We start from the raw sequence: 19817 nt of genomic DNA on the forward strand, positions 1-19817 counted from the left end.
CAGCAACATCAAAATTCACAAAATCTAAATCAACACAATAATCAACAACATAAAAAAGAAATAACTCCTACTCAAAAACCTCAGCAACATCAAAATTCACAAAATCTAAATCAACACAACAATCAACAACACAAAAAAGAAATAACTCCTACTCAAAAACCTCAGCAACATCAAAATTCACAAAATCTAAATCAACACAATAATCAACAACACAAAAAAGAAATAACTCCTACTCAAAAACCTCAGCAACATCAAAATTCACAAAATCTAAATCAACACAACAATCAACAACACAAAAAAGAAATAACTCCTACTCAAAAACCTCAGCAACATCAAAATTCACAAAATCTAAATCAACACAATAATCAACAACATAAAAAAGAACATCAAAACAAAAAAACAATGCTTAAAGAAAAATTTGCCGATAATGTAAAAACAAATTCTTTAATTGAATTAGACAAAATTAATTGGCAAGAGGAGTTAAATATAGATGAATAAAAGAAAAAATTTACCCATACTAATAATTTTAATAATATTACTCATTACCTCATTTGGAGGTCTTGGTTATTATATATACAAAGAAAGACTCAATAAGAATAACCAAGAAATAATGTTAAATGAAGTCAAAAACAGCATTATGGATAGAAACTATAAAAAAGCACATTCAATAACAAAAATTCTAAAAGATAAATATCCTCAAAACACAGACATTGCAATGCTTGAAAACACTCTCTCAGAACTTGCAAATGATAGTCCATTTGAATCAAAAAATTTACAAAGAGATACTGCTAACCAAATATTAGATAAAATACAAGGAAAAGAACAATCAATACCACTTGATAATGAAAACTCCGAAATTGCTTTTAACAATAAATACATCAAAGACACTACAAAAATAGAAAATTATGCTGATAGACAAGATAATACTGGTATTGTAAATGAAAATATTTTAGAATTCAATCAAAATACAATACCCCAAAATTTAAACGACAATACAAATACAATAAAAGAACAACAGAAATCAAATATAGAAAATAAGAATGATACAGATGATAAAAAAAATTTATTTAACTTGCAAAAACTAAAAGCAAGCTTAAACAAAGAATTAGATCAAACCAATATAGATCAAACAAACACCAAGCCAAAAAAAATTATAAAAACAGATCACCAAAATAAAGATAAAGCAACAACAGATAATTTGATACAAGATAATACAAAACAAACTACAGCAAAAAAGGAAAACTTTACCATTAGTAAACCAAAAACTAAAATAGAAAACATAAAAGACACACCTAAAAATCAAATTATTGACAAAATAGAAATACCTTATAATTATTCAACAAAAAAAATACTTTATGAAATATTAGATAATATTAATACTGGCAATTCTTTACTTGCAAAAGAAAGAATTAATGAACTTGTAAAAAAAGGACTAAATGAACAATTTAGTAAAATTAATGATTTAATTGATAAACAAAAAAATCAAGAAGCAGCTCAACTTTTAATCAAATTAATAAAACAAGATGTCAAACCAAACCAAACTAGTAAAAGACAAGCTCCTTTGGAAAAGGAGCTTTTAAAACAAAAACTTCCTATAGAAGAAATTCCACCCATAAAAGAGCAACCAATAGACACCCAAATACAAACAGAAAAAGACCCTAATATACAAACAAATCAATCTATGCAAAATCCACAAAAATTACAAGCCCTTAAAACGCTAGCATCAAAAAATGAAAAACAAAAAAATTTTAAAAAAGCAGAAACAATTTATGAAGAAATTGCAAATACAACAAACAATGAAGAAGATCACTACAAGCTTGGCATCATAAAATTCAAACTTAAAAAATATGAAGAATCACTCCAAGCTTTTGATAAAGCAATATCTCTAAACCCACAACACAAAAAAGCATACACAAATAAAGGAACAAGTTTAATAGCATTAAATAAACCACAACAAGCAATTAAAGAATTCGAAAAGGCAATCGCAATAGATAAAAATTATGATAATGCCTATTACAAAAAAGGAATAGCAGAAGAACAAGATAATGATAAACAAAATGCTTTCATTAGTTTTAAGAAAGCTTATGAAATTACAAAAAATCCTCATTACGCTTTAAAAGCAGGTATTATAGCAAATCATCTTGGAGATTTTAAAAACAGTGAAAAATATCTCAAGCAATCAAATACCTCACTTAATGCAAAAAATGATATTATGTTTTACAATTTATCAATGGCAAATTTTAAAAATAACCATCTCAATGAATCACTCATAAATATAAATAAAGCTCTTAATATAAATCCAACACAAACTGAATATTTATATTTAAAAGCATCTATTTATCTAACAAAAGAAAATTATAATGAAGCAATACCGCTATATAATACTGTAATTTCAAAAAATCCTGACAATATTACGGCTCATATAAATTTAGCAAAGGCATATGAAAAATTAAAAAACATCCCAAAAGCAATTACAATTCTTGAAAAAATTAGTAATAAAAATCATGCAATAGCACTAAACAATCTTGGGATACTCTATAAAAATCAAAAAAACTATCAAAAAGCAATAGAAGTTTTTCAAAAAGCAGAAGCTCAATCAAATATTGATGCAAAATACAATCTTGCAACTACCTTTTTTGCTATTAAAGATAATAAAAAAGCCATGGAAAAACTAAAAGAATATATAAAAATAAATCCAAACAATCCAGAAGCTCTACATGCATTAGGCATCATAGAATATACCGAATATGGTAATGACAAAACACTTAAAGAAGTTATTAAAAAATTTCCTAATTATACACAAAATAAAACAATAACAGAAATAATAGGCAAATGAACAAAATAAAATTTCTAGATAAAACTCTGGTACAAAAAATAGCAGCAGGAGAAGCTATAGATAGACCTTGCTCTATTTTAAGAGAATTACTTGATAATGCAATAGACTCTGGAGCAGACAAAATAGAAGTTTTTATTGAAGAAGGTGGAATTCGAAGAATACTAATAACAGATAATGGCAGTGGAATTAGCAAAGAAGATTTGAAAATATGTTATCTACCTCATACCACTTCAAAAATAAATGAAGAAAAGGATCTTGAGAGAATCCAAACATTAGGATTTCGAGGAGAAGCTTTGTCAAGTATAGCCATTTGTTCAAATCTTATGATAACAAGTTCTACTACAGGAGAAAATAGTTATCAAATTGAAATTGAAAATGGTATTGAAAAATATTTTAAAAAACAATCTGCAATAAATGGCACAATGGTAGATGTTACAAATCTATTTCACAACTTTCCAGCAAGAAAAAGATTCTTAAAAAAAGACTCTATAGAAACTAAAATGTGTTTAAAAGTATTCGAAGAAAAAGCTGTAACTCATCCTGGTATTGATTTTAAATTAAGTGTAAATAAGGAACTGAAAAAAGTATATTTTAAAGAGAGTCTAGCAGATAGAGTTCAAAGCGTATATGGAGAGATAATAGAAAACAACAAATTTGGAAAAATAGAAGCAGAATATGATCATGTAAAAATGAAAATATTTTTCGCTCCACCTAATTTCTCAAGAAAAGATAGACGTAACATCAAAATATTTGTTAACAGAAGACCTGTTGAAGAGAAAAGCTTATCTGAATCAATAATAAATGGACACAGTAGAATATTAACTTACAAAAATTTTCCTGTATGTTACTTATTCCTAGAAATAGACACTACACATGTTGACTTTAATATACATCCTCAAAAAAAGGAAGTAAGATTTTTTAATTTACCATTTTTGCCCAAACAAATTTCAAATAATATTAATGAATTTTTTGACAGAGAAAAACAAGAAATTTTACAAGATTATCATAATGTAATAATAAAAAGACAATTAACAAACGATGCTCATTTATTACACCCTGAAAACGATTTAACAAATTCTAATTTTAAAACATATGAAATTACACAAGATGAAGCTTTAATCCTAGATAAACCTAAAAACAATAAAGTAACAAATATAATAGAAGATAAAGTAAAATTTGAAGGTCAAATACCACAAAAATACAAACCATCATTTAAACAGCATATCCAAAAAATTTTTATAAAAACTTCTAAAATGCCAAATAACTTTCAAAAATCAACACAAACAAATGAATTTAAATATATGGGACAATTATTTTCAGAATTTTTAATAGTAGAAAACGCTAATGAAATTTACTTTATAGACCAACATGCACTTCATGAAAAAATCATATATCAAACACTAATAAATTCAGAAAAAACTATACAAAAACTTTTAGTACCAATTGAATTTCAAGTAGAATGTGAAGATACAGATAAAATCTTAACAAGTGAATTAGAAGAATATAAAAAAATAGACATCATAGTAAAAAAAATACAAAACCAAACTTATAGACTTGAATCTATTCCCAATATTTGCAACAAATATGAAAATATTATTATTCAATTTTTCAAGACAAGAAAAAGTAAAATAATTGACTCTCTTGAAGCCGAATTATATGCAACTCTTGCCTGTAGACAAGCCATTAAACGCAATGACACAATCAGCCTAGAATTTAGTCAATTCTTAATAAATGAATTTTTTAATCTTAAATTAAAACACTGCCCACATGGAAGAAAAATTTATCATAAAATCACTAAATTTGAACTTGAAAAAAGTGTCAACAGACAATAAAATAAACACAGAAGTTATGTATGAAAAAAAATCTTAAATATAACGAAATGCTAGAAACTAAATATACTAAAGGATAAAGCATGAATTAAACGAGCAAAAGAACTTAAAAAAATGCAATATAATAGAACTTAAAAAACTAGAATCTTATACCTCTTTAAAATTAATTGAAAAAGAATTATCTCAACTTAAAGCAGATTTAAACAAATCAGAAGAAGTCACACACAAATTAAATGAATTATACAAAAAAAACAAAGATTATACAGCAAGAGAAAAACATATCTTAAAAGCATATGAAACAAAGCTCAAAAAAATTATTGAAATCATCATAAATAAATACCCAAACAATCTGTCAATGATTTTAGAACATAACCTTGATTTTATCAAATCAGCTCTTGCAAAAGATAAATATAAAACAACAGAAATAATAAATTGTAAAGAAAAGATCAATTTTTTTAAAAAACTTATTATAAATATAAAACTAATGCTTAAAGAAAAAAGAAATAAAACAAACATAAAAAAAATGTCAAAAGAATTTGAAAACAAAATACTAAAACAATACTTAGAATCCGAAAATTTAGAGGAAACTGTTAATGAATTTATAGAGAATAAAGACTTAAGCACAGAAATTATTGAAGAATACAAATTAATAACCGAAATGCAAACAGAAATTTTAAAAATAAATAATGAAATTAAACATGCAAATACAACAAATAATATGCATAATAAAAATAAAATAAAACGGACTATCAATATTGTTCAATTTAAAAAAGAATCTATCTTAAAAAAGATAGCTGAAGAATTTGTTGAACTGTCACAAACAGAAAAGGGATTAAATAAAACTGGAACAATAAATTCATCCCTAGAAACAATAAAAAATTTAAATAAGCAAATATCAAAGTTGAATAAAGAACTCATAAAAGAAATAAAAAAAAGTGAGATTATAAAAATACAAATAAAAATGCAACAACATATAAAACATAAAAAATCAAGACAAATAAAATTAAATGATATAAATCAAGCAATAGAGCAGATACGATGAACAAAAATAACGAACTTGACAATCAATAAAAAATCAATATAATGATCTATGGTATTTCTAAGCTTTATGCGCATGAGGTGTATAAAGCTTATGGGGCCTATAGCTCAGTTGGTTAGAGCATCCGACTCATAATCGGGTGGTCCCAGGTTCAAGTCCTGGTAGGCCCAAATTAATTTAATTTAAAAAATAGATTAGAATACTTACCCATATGATAAAATCCTATATAAGCATCAAGATTATCATCCATCTGGATATTCATTAAGTCATTAATCTTAACAATTGAATATAAAAAATTAATTTCATCTTTGGGGGTTTTAATTAAAAATAAATTATTACTACTAATTTCATTTAACTTTTCTACATCTTTTGACTTATATACATGATCATAAATTGAGGCCAATTCTTCCTTTGACAAATTTAAACTTATAATAACATCCTTGCTATATACTCTCATTCCAGAATCAATAAGATGAACCTTTGCTACAAAACTATCAAAAGTTTTATCAGCAAAATTAAATCTTAAGTCTTTACAATAAAGAACATCCTGCCCAAGAACAGAATTAACAAAAGAAGATGAATATTTATCCTTAACTACTTCTATAAATTCTCTACTATCCATGTTTTCAATAATAAACTTATTCAGAGTACTAGCATTTAAAACCTTAACAGCAAAATCAAAAGTCATAAAATAATCAAACTTATCCTTATTAAAATAATAATTAATTACATAATCAACTTCCCTGATCTCAGGATAGTTCATCTCACAAGAACAAAAAATTATTAAAAAAAATAATACTATATTAAACTTTAACTCTCTCAGCATATTCTTTGGTTTCAGAATTAACTAAAATTTTATCCCCAATATTAATAAAAAGAGGTGCCTTTACTACCAAACCTGTATGCAGAGTAACATTTTTCATAGCATTAGTAACAGTATCTCCCTTAACAGCAATCTCAGCATCTACAACTTCAAATGCAACCTTTGGTGGCAACTTCAAATCAATAACTTCATTATCCCACTTAATAAGAGAATAAACCTCAGCTTCTTGCAAAAATAAAACCTTATCTTCAAGATTTATAACATCTCTTAAATTAACACTAAATTGATCATATGTCTCTAAATCCATAAAAATAAGACTCTCATTATCTTTATAAAGATATTGAGAATTAACCTCTAACACTTCAATTTCCTCCACCGTATCAGATCCTTTTAAAGTTTCCTTAATAACAGATTTATTTTTAAGATTTTTAAGTTTTAATCTTACAATGGAACCTCCCCTACCCATTTTTGAAAATTCACGCTCAAGAACAATATGTGGCATACCCTTAAAGAGCAAAAAAGAACCTTTATCAATATCTCCCGATTTAATTGTACTCATCTAATACCTCAAATTTCTAATGTGTATAATAACTTATATCAAAAAATCAAAATATTTACTATTCATTGACTTATCTAAGATTAATGATATTATATATAGTTGTAAAAGGAGTTAATTTAATGCAGGTTATCAAAATACTCTTTACTATCTTGCTAGCTTTTTTGTTTAGCAATTGTACCAAAAACAAAGAAAATGTCATCGCAATTGGTGGCTCTACTTCAACAACTGCTATTATGGATGAAATGATTTTAAAATACCAGAAAATCAACGATCAACTTAAAGTAACTTATGATGCTCAAGGTAGCAGTGTAGGTATTAAAGGATTATTCGATGGTATTTATAAAATGGCAATTTCCTCAAGAGATGCAACTGAAGAAGAAATTGCTCAGGGAGCAAAAGTCACAATTATTGCTTATGATGCTTTAATATTTATTACAAGCCCTGATGTCAAGATTACAAACATTACAGAAGAAAATTTAGTAAAAATTTTAAATGGTAATATTCGTAATTGGAAACAAGTTGGAGGTCCTGATGCCAAAATTAACTTTATAAACAGAGATTCTTCATCAGGTTCCTATTCATCTATCAAAGAACTAGTTCTTGAAAAAATATTGAAAAATCTTGAAGAAGCTCAATTTAGAAAAGATAGCATTATCGTGAAATCTAATGGAGAAGTAATTGAAAAAATCAGTCTTACACCTAACTCAATTGGTTATATTAGCTTTGGATATGCAAGAGGTGCAATAGAAAAAGGCCTGCATACATTATCAATAAACAGCATATATCCTACAAAAGAAACAATAATAAAGGATAAATATGATATAAAGAGAAAAATAATAGCAATAACAAACAATATTTCTGAAGATCAAAATACACTTGATTTCATCAATTTTATATTAAGTCCAAGTGGACAAGACATCATTGAAGAACAAGGGTTTATAAAGGTCAATACAACTGAAAATAATTAATACTATGAAAAATTTGACTAAGTATTTAAATTAAATATAATCTTATCAAGATTCAATTTCTTTCTATAGGGGAACTCTTTTAAAGAATGCAATTAACTCTAAAAACAAAAAGAAATATTGTTAGACTGGCTTTTAAATGCTTTATTGTTGCATCTGCAACAATTAGTACTCTAATAATATTATTACTAATCTTATTTATTATTAAAAATGGAATAACACCTTTTTTGAACAATAAAATTAATATTTTAAATTTTTTATTCAGCACAGATTGGAATCCTACCAGTAAAATACAAAAATCTTATGGTATCTTATCTTTTATTATAAATTCCGCTTTAACAACATTCTTTTCTGTTGCAATTGCACTACCAATTGGCCTTGGATTTGCAATCTATTTATCTGAAAAAACTAAAGGTATCTACCAAAAAACATTGCAAACGATCATAGAACTCTTAGCAGGAATTCCAAGTGTAGTATATGGATTTTTTGGAAGCACATTTATATCTTCTCTTATAAAAAACACTTTTATAAGAGAAGACAATTTAGGATATAATCTAATAACTTCAATAATAGTTTTAAGTATAATGATACTCCCAACAATAATTAGTGTTTCATATACATCTCTTAAAACTGTCCCAAAATCATATAAATTAGCATCTCTTGCACTGGCTGCAACGGATTGGCAAACAATATATAAGGTAATGATTCCTTCGGCTAGTAAAGGCATTTTAGCAGGAGTAATACTAGCAATAGGAAGAGCAATTGGTGAAACAATAGCTGTTTTAATGGTTGGTGGTGGTTCACCCCTATTTATAAGAAATATTTTTTCACCTATTAGAACACTAACAGTAAACATTGCAATAGACATGGCATATGCCTCTGGAACTCATAAAGAAGCTCTACTTGCAACAGCATTGGTATTGCTATCACTAGTCATAATAACAAATTCAATTAAACATCTGATTTTATCTTCATCTAAAAGGCTAAAAATCAAGTGAAAAAAATTCAAATGAACAAACTATTTAATCAAATTGCATTTTGCATAATCAAATTTATTGCTTATTTTTTAATAACATTATTGTTATTTATAATATCCTACATAGTATACAATTCGATATTCTTTACAAGCAAAAAAGAATCATTATTCTTAGATGAAACAACACATTTCTTACCATTTAAATCAAATAACAATACAGTCAAAATAGCATTCATTATCAATAAAAGCATTAAAATTAACGAAATTACTACTCAAGATATTTATAACATATACAATAACAAGATCTCACACTGGGGTAGTATCTCAGACCAAAATCTTGACATAGTACCAATTGCAAGCTCTCAACCAAATATGTCAAACGAAGTAATACTACAAACTCTTATCAAAAATAATAAATTCAATAACAGATATATAAAACTTGTCGAATCAAGTGAAGATATGATAGAAGCTATAAATCAAACAAACGGTGCTATTGGATACCTCACCAAAGATGATCTTGAAAAATTAGATTTTAAAAAATATCCAAAAATTAAATCACTAAGAATAAAATCCATATCAATTTTAGTAGGGAAAAAAACATTACAAAAAAGTGAAAATGAAATTATTGACATAATAAACCTTAAGCAAATCAAAAAACTACTCATAGGAAAAGCAAATTGGAATGATTTAATATCTAAAGATATCAAATTGAATATCATAAAATACTCAGATTATGATCCAAATGCAATAAAAATGGTAGAAAAAAATGAAGGTACAATTGCAATTGTACCCTGGCATTACTTTTATAAAAGTGATGCACCTTTTTTAAAATTATATGACATAAAAAAAAGCATGCCTTTAAATTTAAATTTCATCTTATCTACACCAAGAAATTCTGGAAAATATGGAGGTATTTCTTATTTAATCTTAAATACATTTTATGTCATACTACTAACAGCAATAATTTCAATTTTAATAGGAATTGGTACAGGAATAATGCTTGCAGAGTATACTTCAAACAAAGTATTCTATAAAACAGTATCTATGAGCGTTGACATCTTATCATCCATTCCTGCCATTATATTTGGACTCTTTGGACTTATATTTTTTGTTCCAATTTTTGGAATGGGAATACTCTCAGGAGCAATCACAAGTTCTTTAATGATATTACCAATGATTGTCAAAACAACAGAAGAATCACTAAAATCAATTCCAAAATCATACAAATACGCCTCGTTTGCACTTGGCGCCAATAAAACAGAGACTATAATTAAAATTTTATTACCCGCTGCCAATCCAGGAATATTAACAGGAATAGTCCTTGCAATAGGACGTGCTCTTGGCGAGACTGCTGTACTTCTCTTTACAATGGGAACAAACTTGGGACTTGCAAGCACTTTAAATGAACCGTCAAGAAGTTTAACCGTACACCTATTACTACTATTTCAAGAGGGATATTTAGATAAAGGATTCGCAACAGCATCAATACTCATAAGAATAATATTATTAATAAATCTGAATCATGCAAATTGTATCTTTCTCAAATTATATAGGATTTAGCAAATGAACCAAGACAAAGCTATCATTCAAACAGAAAATTTAAATTTATTTTATACAGATTTTAAAGCACTAAGTAACATTAATATATCAATATTACGAAATAGCATCACTGCATTAATAGGTCCATCAGGTTGTGGTAAATCAACTTTCCTCAGAACACTTAATAGAATGAATGACCTTGTTGAAGGAGTTAAAATAGAAGGAAAAGTTATATATGAAGGTAAAAGCATTTATTCAAATAACTTTGATGTTTTAGAACTTAGAAGAAAAATAGGAATGGTTTTTCAAACTCCCAATCCATTCTTAATGTCAGTTTATGACAACATAAGTTATGGCCCCAAAATTCATGGCATCAAAGATAAAAAAAAGCTTGATGAAATAGTTGAAAAATCTTTAATTAAATCCGCATTATGGAATGAAGTAAAAGACAAACTTAACAGAAATGCACTAAGTCTTTCAGGAGGACAACAACAAAGACTCTGCATTGCAAGAACCCTTGCAATAGAACCAAATGTAATACTAATGGATGAACCTACCTCCGCTCTTGATCCAATATCAACAGGTAAAATTGAAGAATTAATAATAAATCTAAAAGAAAGTTACACCATCATAATAGTAACTCATAATATGCAACAAGCTGGAAGAATATCTGACAGAACAGCTTTCTTCCTAAATGGATACATTGAAGAAGAAAGTAAAACAGATGAATTATTCTTCAATCCTAAGAATATTAAAACAGAAGAATATATCACCGGTAAATTTGGTTAAATTAACCCAAAGAAACATCAAGGAACATCATTAAAGAAAACCCAATAACTCCAAATATGGTCGGGATCTTATTATCAATATCTTTCCTTTTAGCCTCAGGTATTAATTGTTCAATTGAGACATAAATCATTGCACCTGCAGAAAAGGATAAAGCAAAGGGTAAAATTCTAGTAAAAGTATAAACAGCATAAGAACCCAAAAAGCCTCCAATAATTTCCACCAATCCTGACATTTGTCCATAATTAAAACACTTCCATAAAGGAACATGGCCTCTTCTTAAAGGCAAAGAAATAGCCGCACCTTCTGGCATATTTTGAATACCAATTCCCAATGTAAGAATCATAGCTCCAACTAAAGTATGCAGATCAGGAGAAGATGCTAGAGCACCAAAAGCAACACCAACAGCAAGTCCTTCGGGAAAATTATGCAAAGTTACAGCTGTAAAAAGCAAAAAATCCTTCTTTCCATGTCTGGTTAAATCTTCATCAATAAATGTTAACTTTTCAAGATCTGGCACAAATACATCTACAATATATATAAAAAATGCACCACAAAGAAAACCACAAACTGCAGGTATCCACGTAACATAACCAAGCTCTTCTGCCATTTCTATTGCTGGTTTAATAAGCGAAAAAAAACTAGCAGCAATCATAATTCCTGCCGAAAATCCAAGCATAGCATCCATTATTTTATTATTGACTCGCCTAAAACAAAAAACAGCAGCTGCTCCAAAAGCAGTGGTAAACCAAGTAAAAACAGAACCCAAAAACCCTAAAAAAATAGGATGAAGAGTTAATAAATAATCACACAAATGCTTAAACATAAAGTATCCTCCATAATTTTTCTATTATCATATCAAAATTGCCCTTATTCTCCTTATTCCTGATGAAGAAGCTTGTTCTTTTTGTATCTTAAAAGTGCCAAGCTCACTGGTATTATTAACATGAGGACCACCACAAACTTCAATTGAAAAACCATCTATTTCATATACACTTACAATATCTTCATATTTTTCACCAAATAAAGCCATAGCCCCTTTAACCAAAGCATCCTCCAAACTCATTATAGATTTCTTTACAGACAATTTATTTTTTATCTGTAAATTAACAATATCTTCAACCTTTTTTATCTCATCATCCGTCATTTTACAAGGATGACTAAAATCAAATCTTAATCTCTGAGAAGTAATATTACTACCCTTTTGTCTTACATGATCACCTAGCACCAATTGAAGAGCCTTATGAAGTAAATGAGTAGCTGTATGCAATTTAGTAGTCTCATATGAACAATCTGCAAGTCCACCCTTAAATACCTTATCACTTCCCTTCTTAGACACTTCTTGATGTTTTTTAAAATGTTCTTCAAAACCCTCTCTATCCATACTAAACCCATATTCAATTGCAAGTTCTTCTGTAATTTCATAAGGAAAACCATAAGTATCATAAAGTTTAAAAGAAATATCACCTGGAATTAATTTTGATGATAGTTGATGAATCAATTTAACAAATTCTTGTTCTCCATAACGCAAAGTCTTAAAAAATTTTTCTTCTTCTATATTCAATTCATTCTTAATAAAATCTTTTTTTTCTGTTATCTCTTTATAAAAAGATTTATAAATGTCTTCAACAGAATCAACAAGATTTGCTAAACAATGGGATTCCATACCAAGTTTTTTTGCATATCTAATAGCTCTTCTAATAAGCCTTCTTAAAACATAACCTTGTCCCACATTAGATGGAAGAACTGAAAAATTATCAGCTAAAATAAAACAACTGGCCTTAATATGATCAGCAATGATTCTAATAGCTCTATCATCTTCCAAATTATCCCCATAAACCTTACCAGAAATTTTTTCTATCTGTTTGATTATAGGTCTAAATGCATCAGTATCATAAACTGAAGATTTTCCCTGTAAAAATGTAATTGTTCTCTCAATACCCATGCCTGTATCTACACATTTCCTCTTTAATTCTTCATAATTACCATCATTATCCTTGTTATATTGCATAAAAACATTATTCCAAATCTCAAAATATTTGCCACAAGAACAAGTAATATCACACGTATTAGAACATTTATCTATTCCTGTATCAACAAATATCTCGGTATCTGGACCACAAGGACCTACATTCCCAACAGGACCCCAAAAATTATGCTCTCTTGAGAGATAAAATATTCTATCTTTAGAAATTCCAAGTTTTTCCCAAATATCAGCTGTTTTCACATCTCTAGGAATATCTTTATCACCTTCAAATACACTAACATAAAGTTTATCTTTTGAAATATTTAAATAATGAGGTGAAGTTAAAAACTCAAAACTATATTCTACTGAAAGTTCTTTAAAATAAGCACCAAGAGACCAATTTCCAAGCATCTCAAAAAAAGTCAAATGACTTAAATCTCCAACCTCATCAATATCTCCTGTTCTTAAACATTTTTGAACATCAACTAACATATCTCCAGATGGATGAATCTCTCCAAGCAAATAAGGTACAAGGGGCTGCATACCAGCCGTATTAAAAAGAACCGTAGAATCATTATCAGGAATCAAAGATTTACCTACAATCTCACAATGTCCCTTACTTTTAAAAAAGTCTATATATTTTGCACGTAGCTCATCAAGTTTCACTAAACAAACTCCTCATTCTTTCTATAAATAATCAACTCACCTTTCAAAGTCAACTCTTTAATATAATTAACAAAAGACGTAGTCATTGCCTTTATATCTTTTTTTCTTGCTCTTTTTAACAAGGATTCTTCTTCCAAGACAAGTTCTTTACGTCTCCTTGAAATATTAAAAAGAATTTTATTTCTAATCTCATCACTTTTATCTTTAATAATCATTGCAATATCATGGTTTTCAAACTCTCTTAAAATATTATGCATATCATTATCCGTAATTCTAAGTATCACATTAATATCAAATATCTTTTCTTTAATTTCAATATCTTTAACAGGATTGAAAACCTTCATATCAATATTACTTAAAAGATTTTTTTCATCTTCAAAATCCATGTAACTTAAAATATCAACAAGTATCTTAGAACCATCAAGTTTCTCAGTCTTAAGCTTACCTTGAATTTTTAATCTATCCTTCAATCTATTAGAAATAACCTCAATAACATCCACATTCAACTGCCTTGGTTTAGCAAGAGTCTTAATAAACTTTTTTTTAACATCCATTTCTAACATAGAAAAAACATATTTTTTTTGTTCTTTAGTCAAATAACCATATATAACTAAAAGTGTTTGAACATTTTCATTTCTAATTAAAGCCCAAAGTTGTTCATTTTCAATGCCAGACAAATAATCAAAAGGCAAAAAAGGATCAATACCTGTAACTTTTTTATAAATCTCCTTTGCTTGTGTCTTAGTTAAAGATTTATTTAATAGTTCATAGGCAAACTTATCGTCAACTTTTAAATATTTTTTTTCACTTCTAATCAAATCTTCAAACTCTCTAATAATTCGTTTCTTATCATCAGGAGTAATATATTTAATCTTTGTAATTTCTCTAGTAATAGCAATAATATCTGCATCATCAAGTTCAGCCATAATCTCTGCTGATTTTTCAAGACCAATAGCTAAAAAATACTTTGCTATTTTAGATACTTTACTCTCTCTACGAATGAACCCCGGCTTTTCTACTCCTTTATTGGACGCATTTAATTTACTTTGACTATCTTTTTTTCTTTTTTTTACCAAATTAACCCAAGATTTAAGAATTGAGCCTTGTATCTCAGAATCACCCAAATCATCATACAATTCTTTACTCTTAATACCTTTATTATTCCAAATATTTTGAAAGGTCTTTACTCCCAAATTTTTTACATCTTGATATTTAGACAGTCTAGGATCCTGCATAGACCCTCTCAATATTTGTAAGAACTAATAAATGTGAATGGTCCTTAAAAATTCTAGCTGGACATTCCCTCAAAGAAATATCTGAACTTAAAAAATTTTCTAAAGCACCTCTTTTTTCATCCCCAATAAAAAACAGTACAGATGCTTTAGAAGAAAATAAAGATTTAGGGGTTAAACTAATTCTTTTATTTGGAAATTTTGGTGAATCATACTCATATTGATATCCCTCCATTTCAGAAAATAAAAGCTTCTTTGAAGGAAAAATAGATGCAATATGCCCATCCTCACCAACAGATAAAATACTTAAATCTAATCTTGTAAATCTAGAATTAAATTCAATATTATAATTATAAATGGAAGACGTCTCATCAAATTCATTGTAAATAAAAGGATGTAAATTTGAACCACAGACTAAATTTTTTTCCACCATTTTAGAAAAAAAATTTTCACTTAAAAGTTTAAAATTACTATAACTGCTATTTAAATCAACACAACGCTCATCGGTTAAGAAAAAATGAGATTTCTTGAGAGAATAATTTTGCTCATCAAAAACATTAAGAAAAGAAATAATATTGCGACCACCGCAAATTCCAAAACTAGTAAAATCACTTTGACTAACATTATTTAAAAAAAACTCAAAAAACTTATTCTTTAAATCACTCTCTTTATTAGAATACAAAAATTCCATCACTATTCCTTTGAATAAATTAATCTAAATAATAAGAAACTGTAGTAACTACTCTTAATATCTTTTTTGAATAACGAGCATGATCTTCATCACTTCTATCGATTGGAATAAATTCAAAATACCCTTGATTTGCTGTTTTCACTTTACCCAAAGCAACACCTGAATGATGTGCAAACTCTAATGCTGCTGAATAAGCATTTTTAATAGAATCTGCTAACATATCCGGTTTAACATCATTAATCTTATCAAAATAATACCTTGGCCCAAGATTACTATTTAAAAGTACTCCCTTATTGTAAAGTTCAGTGATATTTTTACTTGCTTTTTCCATTTTATCAACATCTGCAGTACGAATACCTAAAGATACGTAAGCATTATACTTGTAAAGAGTATCACGATAATTTGCAATATTAAGACTCATATTAAGCATATCTATCTCATCTTCATGAAATCCATAACTCACAAAAAAATCCTTTATTCTCAATAAATTAGCATTATTTAATTTATTAATCTCTTCTACACTATTGCCACCCAATTCATAATTTAAACTCCAACTTGAAAAAGTTGACAAAACCTCTCTTTCACTTAATCCTTTAACAGTAATGTAATTTGCATTTTTTACACCAATACCCTTTATACCACTAGATATAATAAACGATGCTAATAGCACTAGTATAAACGATAATGAAATTAACATTTTTTCTAGAAACATACATCCTGCCTCTTAATTTTTATAAAAACAATATTGTCAAATTAAACAATTTATTTTAGCATATTATTCTATGTTAATAAACAGAAAAATATCAATAGCACCAATGGTAGCAATTACAGATGAACATTTTAGATACATAATAAGATTATTATCAAAAAAAATTACTCTATATACTCCAATGATTTTTGCAAAATCAATTATAATGGAGGAATTAAATACAATTGTCAAACAAAATCCCAATGATTCTCCAATAGCAATTCAAATAGCAACAAATTGTGAAAATGATGCTGCAAAAGCAATAGAAATTCTTGAAAAAAATTTCAATTTTGACGAATATAATCTTAACGTTGGATGCCCATCATCTCGTATTCAAAAAGCAAATTACGGGGCTTGTTTAATGCAAAACCCAATTCAAGTAGGAAAAATCCTAAAAGCCATGCAAAAAAATACAAACAAGCCAATTTCAATAAAACATAGGATAGGAATAAGACATAATAAAAAAGAATACCAAGAAGAAACCTACACAGAACTCAAGCAATTTGTAGACAAAATTATAGAATATGGAATCAAAAACTTTATTGTCCATGCACGAATAGCTATATTAAATGGATACTCCCCTGAAGATAATCATAATATTCCAAAACTAAAATATGATTTTGTATATCAACTAAAAAAAGAATACAAAAACACATTTATAGAAATAAATGGAGGAATTATCAATAGCAATCACATAGAAACGCACTTATCATATGTAGATTCTGTAATGATTGGAAGAGCTGCAGCACAAAACCCGTATTTTGTCGCAAAAATTTCAAGGGAATTTTTAGGAGAAAAAGAACAAATTCCAACAAGAAAAGAAATACTATTTCAAATGGTAGAATATATTAAAGAACACAACGAACATCCAACAATTCAGACTACATTAAGACATATAATGAGAGTGACACATTCTCAAAAAAATGCCCGTAAATTTCGACAAGCCTTAACTGCACCTTTTAATCAAAATCTTAAAAACCATGAAATTCTCTTAAATGCAATTGAACACCTAAAAGAAGACACCCTAAGCTCTAATTCTTAGGAGATATATAATCAAAACCTGTATACTTAACCAAACTCTTAGGTATACGAACCCCTCCTTTTGCATCTTGAAAATTTTCAAGTATAGCAATAAGAGTTCTAGTGGAGGCTATTGCTGTTCCATTTATCATATGTACAAATTTATTCTGACCATTCTCTTTATACCTAATCTTAAGGCGCCTTGACTGATAATCTGTACAATTTGACGTTGAAGTCACCTCTCCATAATCGCCATTCTCTCCTCTACCTGGCATCCAAGCTTCAATATCATACTTCTTATAAGCTGGAGCACCAAGATCAGAAGAACAAACATTTAAAACTCTATATGGAATTTCAAGTTCTGTAAAAATTTCTTCTTCTAACTCCAAAAACTCATTGTGAATACGATCAGAATCCCCACTTCTACAAAAACAAAACATCTCAACTTTACTAAATTGATGAACTCTATAGAGTCCTTTAGAAAATTGTCCAGCTGCCCCAGCCTCCTTGCGAAAACAATGTGAGAGTCCTGCCATTTTTAATGGTGATTTGAGATCCAATATAGTATTATAATAATATCCACCAAGGGTAATCTCAGCCGTACCAACAAGATATTTATCAGTATCCTCAATTTTATAAATATTACTCTCAGCACCACGTGGATTAAATCCAATCCCATCAACTATAAATTCCCTTGCAACATCAGGTGTAATAAACAAATCAAATCCCTTTGCTTTAAGTTTACTAAAGGCAAAATTAATCATTGCAAGTTCCAAAAAAACAGCTTCATTTTTAAGATAATAAAATTTATTTCCACTAACCTCACGTGCCTTTTCAAAATCAAAAAGATCTAAATGTATACCTATCTCTAAATGATCTTTTGGCTTAAAATCGAACTTTGGAATATTTCCTGATACTTTTAATACAACATTTTCATCCTCACTAACACCAACAGGGACATCAGGAGCAGAAATATTTGGAATTCGTTTATGTTCAACTAAAAGTCTAGATGTTAAATAACCCAACCTTTCTTCTAAATCCATAATTTCAGCTTTTAAAGCTTTGCCCTTTTCTATTAAATAATGCCTACTAGAATCATCAATATTGTTTTTCATGGCATTAGCATTTTCATTCCTTAAAGCATTCAATTCACCTATCTTTGTAATAAGTTTTCTACGTTCATCATCAAATGAAATTAACAAATCAAGTTCTAATTTTAATCCCCTATTTTTAATATTTTCCCTAACAAGTTCTAAATTATCTCTTATAAACTTCAGATCAAGCATTAACGAACTCCCAATATAATCAAACTATATTAAAGATAATTAAAATAAAACAATAAAAATAAATTATATTAATTAGTATAATAAGTATTATATAATACTTGATAACAATAACATAAAAAACTTTATATATGGAGAAAAATATCTTTATGATAAAATCACCAACAACCCAAAAAGTTTTAATTTTAATGTCCTTGCTGATAAGTTTATTAGGATGTACGAAAAAATCAAAAAAAATCAGTTTTAATGATATTGATACGCTTCATAACGAACAAAATGAAATAATAATTCAATCTATCTCAGCAGAAAAAGAAAGCGAACTTTTAAAATATAAAATTAGAATACCAAAAATAATAACTCAAACAACAGAAAGTAATAAGGCAAAATCACTAAATGATGAAATTGAAAGCTATGCAAATGAGATAGTTTCCAACTTAGAAAGTGCAACTCAAAACACTAGTCAAAATTCTCAAAAACCAAGCTTAAATATAGACTATGAAATTTACTATGGATACGGTATTCACACAATAATAATAAATACCTCTCAGGAAATTAATAATACATATATCACAAATCATAGAAGCTACTATATTAATAGTAATGGGGATTATATCTATAACATAGATGAAATTATTAACATAGAGGAAGCATTTCCATATTTTACCCACAAAATCAAAGAAAAAATTACAACAACATATCAAAATGAATTACTATTTGATTTACAACAAGCAGTAATTTATTTTAAAGATAAAAAAATAATAATAAAATTTCCACTTTATGTATTTAATTTGGAGGCAACAGATCATACAGAAAATATTTTTGAATTTAGCGAAGAAGAATCAAAAAAATATATTAAATA

At 27.7% G+C, this 19817-nt stretch carries 16 protein-coding genes, 1 tRNA gene and 1 pseudogene; 10 read left to right on the forward strand and 8 right to left on the reverse strand.

Translation table 11 applies throughout. The annotated features are described in order from the left end of the window. The 5 genes and pseudogenes from BN1173_RS04505 to BN1173_RS01085 all read left to right on the forward strand — a co-directional run. Nucleotides 1-498: pseudogene (locus BN1173_RS04505) on the forward strand (tetratricopeptide repeat protein); the annotation flags it as partial. Further along, on the forward strand, nucleotides 491-2836 hold the full coding sequence (locus BN1173_RS01070; RefSeq protein WP_040236026.1) for a tetratricopeptide repeat protein: 2346 nt from the start codon (nucleotides 491-493) through the stop codon (nucleotides 2834-2836). The pseudogene BN1173_RS04505 and the gene BN1173_RS01070, both read left to right, overlap by 8 nt. Further along, the gene (gene mutL / locus BN1173_RS01075; protein ID WP_014696095.1) at nucleotides 2833-4668 is read left to right on the forward strand and encodes a DNA mismatch repair endonuclease MutL; all 1836 of its coding nucleotides are present in this window, start codon (nucleotides 2833-2835) and stop codon (nucleotides 4666-4668) included. The genes BN1173_RS01070 and mutL overlap by 4 nt, the downstream gene beginning before the upstream one ends. Nucleotides 4669-5020: 352 nt before the next feature. Continuing rightward, nucleotides 5021-5707, forward strand: a complete 687-nt coding sequence (locus tag BN1173_RS01080; RefSeq protein ID WP_246040021.1) for a hypothetical protein — start codon at nucleotides 5021-5023, stop codon at nucleotides 5705-5707. 93 nt (nucleotides 5708-5800) lie between these two features. Beyond that, nucleotides 5801-5874, forward strand: a tRNA-Ile gene (locus BN1173_RS01085). Nucleotides 5875-5876: 2 nt separating this feature from the next. Here the strand turns inward: BN1173_RS01085 and BN1173_RS01090 are convergent. Both BN1173_RS01090 and efp read right to left on the reverse strand, forming a co-directional pair. Then, complete coding sequence (locus BN1173_RS01090) at nucleotides 5877-6530, reverse strand: hypothetical protein (RefSeq protein WP_040236030.1); 654 nt, start codon at nucleotides 6528-6530, stop codon at nucleotides 5877-5879. Continuing rightward, nucleotides 6508-7086, reverse strand: a complete 579-nt coding sequence (gene efp, locus BN1173_RS01095; protein ID WP_040236033.1) for an elongation factor P — start codon at nucleotides 7084-7086, stop codon at nucleotides 6508-6510. The genes BN1173_RS01090 and efp overlap by 23 nt, the downstream gene beginning before the upstream one ends. 119 nt (nucleotides 7087-7205) lie before the next feature. Between efp and BN1173_RS01100 the strand changes: the two genes are divergently transcribed. The 4 genes from BN1173_RS01100 to pstB all read left to right on the forward strand — a co-directional run bounded on the left by BN1173_RS01100 (nucleotide 7206) and on the right by pstB (nucleotide 11355). Next, on the forward strand, nucleotides 7206-8054 hold the full coding sequence (locus BN1173_RS01100) for a substrate-binding domain-containing protein (RefSeq protein ID WP_040236036.1): 849 nt from the start codon (nucleotides 7206-7208) through the stop codon (nucleotides 8052-8054). Between the two features lie 86 nt (nucleotides 8055-8140). After that, a complete protein-coding gene (gene pstC, locus BN1173_RS01105; RefSeq protein WP_012537982.1) occupies nucleotides 8141-9049 on the forward strand; it encodes a phosphate ABC transporter permease subunit PstC in 909 nt (302 codons plus the stop codon). After that, nucleotides 9046-10587 carry a phosphate ABC transporter permease PstA gene (gene pstA, locus BN1173_RS01110; protein ID WP_040236040.1) on the forward strand — a complete coding sequence of 514 codons (1542 nt, stop codon included), beginning with the start codon at nucleotides 9046-9048 and terminating at the stop codon, nucleotides 10585-10587. Before pstC ends, pstA begins: the two co-directional genes overlap by 4 nt. A 3-nt stretch (nucleotides 10588-10590) precedes the next feature. After that, nucleotides 10591-11355, forward strand: a complete 765-nt coding sequence (gene pstB / locus BN1173_RS01115; protein WP_014696101.1) for a phosphate ABC transporter ATP-binding protein PstB — start codon at nucleotides 10591-10593, stop codon at nucleotides 11353-11355. A 1-nt stretch (nucleotide 11356) separates the two neighbouring features. Here the strand turns inward: pstB and BN1173_RS01120 are convergent, their stop codons facing one another. The 5 genes from BN1173_RS01120 to BN1173_RS01140 are packed head-to-tail and all read right to left on the reverse strand — an operon-like array spanning nucleotide 11357 to nucleotide 16619. Then, on the reverse strand, nucleotides 11357-12178 hold the full coding sequence (locus BN1173_RS01120) for a ZIP family metal transporter (protein ID WP_012537985.1): 822 nt from the start codon (nucleotides 12176-12178) through the stop codon (nucleotides 11357-11359). Nucleotides 12179-12205: 27 nt separating this feature from the next. Next, the gene (locus BN1173_RS01125) at nucleotides 12206-13984 is read right to left on the reverse strand and encodes an alanine--tRNA ligase (protein ID WP_040236045.1); all 1779 of its coding nucleotides are present in this window, start codon (nucleotides 13982-13984) and stop codon (nucleotides 12206-12208) included. Continuing rightward, nucleotides 13984-15219 carry a flagellar motor switch protein FliG gene (locus BN1173_RS01130; protein WP_040236047.1) on the reverse strand — a complete coding sequence of 412 codons (1236 nt, stop codon included), beginning with the start codon at nucleotides 15217-15219 and terminating at the stop codon, nucleotides 13984-13986. The genes BN1173_RS01125 and BN1173_RS01130 overlap by 1 nt, the downstream gene beginning before the upstream one ends. Then, complete coding sequence (locus BN1173_RS01135; protein ID WP_040236049.1) at nucleotides 15206-15907, reverse strand: 6-phosphogluconolactonase; 702 nt, start codon at nucleotides 15905-15907, stop codon at nucleotides 15206-15208. Before BN1173_RS01135 ends, BN1173_RS01130 begins: the two co-directional genes overlap by 14 nt. 19 nt (nucleotides 15908-15926) lie before the next feature. Beyond that, nucleotides 15927-16619 (reverse strand): SIMPL domain-containing protein, encoded by a 693-nt coding sequence (locus tag BN1173_RS01140; RefSeq protein WP_014696105.1) that lies wholly within the window; start codon nucleotides 16617-16619, stop codon nucleotides 15927-15929. Nucleotides 16620-16689: 70 nt separating this feature from the next. Between BN1173_RS01140 and dusA the strand changes: the two genes are divergently transcribed. Further along, complete coding sequence (gene dusA, locus BN1173_RS01145) at nucleotides 16690-17697, forward strand: tRNA dihydrouridine(20/20a) synthase DusA (RefSeq protein ID WP_040236052.1); 1008 nt, start codon at nucleotides 16690-16692, stop codon at nucleotides 17695-17697. On the opposite strand, the gene serS is transcribed toward dusA, so the two are convergent. Further along, entirely contained in the window at nucleotides 17687-18961 is a 1275-nt protein-coding gene (gene serS, locus BN1173_RS01150; protein WP_014696107.1) for a serine--tRNA ligase, read from the reverse strand. The two genes, dusA and serS, sit on opposite strands and share 11 nt — an antisense overlap. Nucleotides 18962-19817: the final 856 nt, after the last annotated feature.

Origin of the sequence: Borrelia crocidurae (assembly GCF_000825665.2) — a bacterium.
Taxonomy (GTDB): domain Bacteria; phylum Spirochaetota; class Spirochaetia; order Borreliales; family Borreliaceae; genus Borrelia; species Borrelia duttonii.

What these genes read in the sequence shown, in the direction of transcription:
- BN1173_RS01070 (WP_040236026.1), top strand. Translation starts at nt 491, where the DNA reads ATGAATAAAAGAAAAAATTTACCCATACTAATAATTTTAATAATATTA.
- mutL (WP_014696095.1), top strand. Translation starts at nt 2,833, where the DNA reads ATGAACAAAATAAAATTTCTAGATAAAACTCTGGTACAAAAAATAGCA.
- BN1173_RS01080 (WP_246040021.1), top strand. Translation starts at nt 5,021, where the DNA reads ATGATTTTAGAACATAACCTTGATTTTATCAAATCAGCTCTTGCAAAA.
- BN1173_RS01090 (WP_040236030.1), bottom strand. Translation starts at nt 6,530, where the DNA reads ATGCTGAGAGAGTTAAAGTTTAATATAGTATTATTTTTTTTAATAATT.
- efp (WP_040236033.1), bottom strand. Translation starts at nt 7,086, where the DNA reads ATGAGTACAATTAAATCGGGAGATATTGATAAAGGTTCTTTTTTGCTC.
- BN1173_RS01100 (WP_040236036.1), top strand. Translation starts at nt 7,206, where the DNA reads ATGCAGGTTATCAAAATACTCTTTACTATCTTGCTAGCTTTTTTGTTT.
- pstC (WP_012537982.1), top strand. Translation starts at nt 8,141, where the DNA reads ATGCAATTAACTCTAAAAACAAAAAGAAATATTGTTAGACTGGCTTTT.
- pstB (WP_014696101.1), top strand. Translation starts at nt 10,591, where the DNA reads ATGAACCAAGACAAAGCTATCATTCAAACAGAAAATTTAAATTTATTT.
- BN1173_RS01120 (WP_012537985.1), bottom strand. Translation starts at nt 12,178, where the DNA reads ATGTTTAAGCATTTGTGTGATTATTTATTAACTCTTCATCCTATTTTT.
- BN1173_RS01130 (WP_040236047.1), bottom strand. Translation starts at nt 15,219, where the DNA reads ATGCAGGATCCTAGACTGTCTAAATATCAAGATGTAAAAAATTTGGGA.
- BN1173_RS01135 (WP_040236049.1), bottom strand. Translation starts at nt 15,907, where the DNA reads ATGGAATTTTTGTATTCTAATAAAGAGAGTGATTTAAAGAATAAGTTT.
- BN1173_RS01140 (WP_014696105.1), bottom strand. Translation starts at nt 16,619, where the DNA reads ATGTTTCTAGAAAAAATGTTAATTTCATTATCGTTTATACTAGTGCTA.
- dusA (WP_040236052.1), top strand. Translation starts at nt 16,690, where the DNA reads ATGTTAATAAACAGAAAAATATCAATAGCACCAATGGTAGCAATTACA.
- serS (WP_014696107.1), bottom strand. Translation starts at nt 18,961, where the DNA reads ATGCTTGATCTGAAGTTTATAAGAGATAATTTAGAACTTGTTAGGGAA.